The sequence below is a fragment of the Streptomyces caeni genome, from assembly GCF_042678285.1.
Lineage (GTDB): Bacteria > Actinomycetota > Actinomycetes > Streptomycetales > Streptomycetaceae > Streptomyces > Streptomyces caeni.
Genome location: NZ_JBHUDX010000154.1, coordinates 1 through 2,606 on the forward strand (window position 1 = coordinate 1; position 2,606 = coordinate 2,606).

Here is a 2,606-nt window from a genome sequence, read left to right on the forward strand (position 1 = left end):
TCGGATCCGCGCGCAGGGTCCTGGACCCGTCGGGGCGGGTGATCTCGAACTTGTACAGCTCGCCCTCGCCGACGCCGGGCACGAACAGCTCCCACACGCCGGTCGCGCCGAGCGCCCGCATCGGATGGCCGGTGCCGTCCCAGTGGTTGAAGCCGCCGGCCACGCGCACGCCCCGGGCGTGGGGCGCCCACACCGAGAAGCGGGTGCCGCTCACGCCCTGGTACGTCATGGGGTGCGCGCCGAGCACCCGCCACAGCTGCTCGTGCCGTCCCTCGCCGATCAGGTGCAGGTCGAGCTCGCCGAGCGTGGGCAGGAAACGGTACGCGTCGTCGGTCTCCCGGACCGTGCCCTCGTACGCGATCAGCAGCCGGTACTCCGGGACGTCGCGCAGCGGCAGCAGGCCCGAGAAGAAACCGTCCCCGTCGTCGTGCAGCCCGGCCCGCAGGTTCCTGGCCACGACGGTGACGGAGAGCGCGTACGGCCGGAAGGCCCGGAAGGCGACGCCACCGGGCACCGGGTGCGCGCCGAGCACCGTGTGCGGGTCGGGGTGGGTGCCGGTGAGCAGCCGCTCGCGGTCACCACCGTCGACGGCGGGGGAGCAGATCGCCCGGCCGGCGGCTTTCGGGTGGGCCTTCCCGGCGGTCGCCCGTTCCGGTCCCGCCTCGGCCGCCCCCGTCTTCCCGGCCGCCTTCTTCTTGCCGGCGGCCGTTGTCCTCCTGGCGGGGGCCGCGGTTGCCTTCCCGTCTGTCGCCGTCTTGCCGTCTGTCGCCGTCTTCCTGGCCGCGGCCTTCTTCTTGCCGGTCGGGGTCGTCTTCCCGGCCTTCACCGTCTTCTTGGCCGTTGCCTTCTTCTTGCCGGCCGCCGTCGTCTTCCCGGCCGTGGCCGTCTTCCCGTCCGTCGTCGTCTTCTCGGCCGCGGTCGCTGTCCCGGACGTCGTCTTCTTCCTCCCGGCGGCCGCCTTCCGCGCGGCGGTCTTCTCGCGGCCGTCGTCGTTCTTCTTCGTGCTGTCGTCGGACGGGGGGCGGGGCGTCACGGGCGGGGCCTCCTCGGCAGGGGTGTGGATCAGGGCAGGGCGCCGACGGACAGCCGGCGGATCGCCGCCATCGGCACCGGCAGCCAGTCGGGCCGGTGCCGGGCCTCGTACAGGACCTCGTAGACGGCCTTGTCCGTCTCGTAGGCGCGCAGCAGCACCGGCTCGGCGCGCGGATCGCGCCCGGCGGCCTCCGCGTACCCGGTGCAGTACGCCGCCCGGCACGCCGTGGCCCACTCCGGCGCGGGCGGTACGGCCGAGTGGGCCGCGTAGTCGAAGGAACGGAGCATCCCCGCGATGTCCCGCACCGTCGGCTGCGGCATCCGGCGCTCGGCCAGCGACTTCGACGGCTCGCCCTCGAAGTCGATCAGCGACCACGTCCCGGACGGCGAGCGCAGGCACTGGCCCAGATGCAGATCGCCGTGGATGCGCTGGGCGGTCCAGGTGCGCCCGTCGGCGGCGAGGGCGGCCAGCGCCTCGAACGCCTGGTGCAGCCCGGGCGCGTACGGCCGCAGCGCGGGCACCGCCTGCGCCGCCGCCTCCAGCCGCTGCGTCATGCCGTCGGCGAGCAGCCGTGCCCGGGCGCGCCCGAGCGTGGCCGTGGGCAGCGCGCGGGCCAGAGCCGTGTGCACCTCGGCCGTCGCCCGCCCGAGCGCCCGCGCCTCCACCGTGAAGTCCCCGCCCTTGGCCAGCTCGCGAAGCGCCAGCTCCCAGCCGTCCGTGGCGCCGCGCACATACGGCTGCAGCACGGCCAGGACGTACGGATCGTCGGGGCCGTCGAGGTCGGCGATCAGCCAGCCGGCCGGCGCCGGCACCCGGGGGCAGCCCTCGCGCGACAGCACCAGAGGCAGTTCCAGGTCGGGGTTGGTACCGGGAACGATGCGCCGCAGCACCTTCAGGATGAACGTATCTCCATAGACGATCGAGGAGTTGGACTGCTCGGAGGTCATCATCCGGGGGACGAGCCCCTCCCGTATCCGTGGACGTCCTTCCCCCTCGAAGCGCAGTCGGCCGATGCGGGCCCGGGTGCGGATCGCCTCCAGGAGCACGGCGGTGGCCCGGGGGTCGTACAGCGCCTCGTACACGCTCCGCCCCGCCAGCGGGCCCTCGGCCACATGCCCGATGAGGGCCGGCGCCAGCCGCGGCGGCAGCGCCTCACGCACCCCCACCAGCACCTGGTAGCAGTCCGCGGGGTGCGGTGCGGCGCCCTGTGCCGGGACATCCGGCTGATGGGCCCGCAGGAGCACATGGAGCAGGCCCGGCGAGCCTTCGGGCGGCAGCAGATCGGCGGCCGCCACCAGCGAGAACCCGGTGACGGGCCGGCCTTTGCCGGCGAACCAGCGCTGTCGTGGCAGCCACTCTCTCAGCAGCGGGTCGAGGGACGCGAGCAGACCGGGGTGGGTCGCGGTGGCACGGGTGACGGCTTCCGACATGGCGTGCGTCCTTTCCCCGGAGTCGGGGTGTTCCTGATGCGTGCCCAGGGCGGGGCGGTGAAAACCGCCCCGCCGGGGTTCTACGCGGCGTTCTTGCGGAGCCGGAACCAGTAGAAGCCGTGGCCTGCGAGGGTGAGCAGATA

2 protein-coding genes are annotated in these 2,606 nt (G+C 74.0%); both read right to left on the reverse strand.

All coding sequences use genetic code 11. The features are described from left to right. The coding region (locus ACFSL4_RS37150; RefSeq protein WP_417822126.1) for a GlgB N-terminal domain-containing protein at positions 1-1,033 on the reverse strand (1,033 nt) is incomplete at its 3' end. Positions 1,034-1,062: 29 nt separating this feature from the next. Next, a complete protein-coding gene (locus ACFSL4_RS37155) occupies positions 1,063-2,463 on the reverse strand; it encodes a maltokinase N-terminal cap-like domain-containing protein (RefSeq protein WP_381092534.1) in 1,401 nt (466 codons plus the stop codon). Between the last annotated feature and the right edge of the window lie 143 nt (positions 2,464-2,606).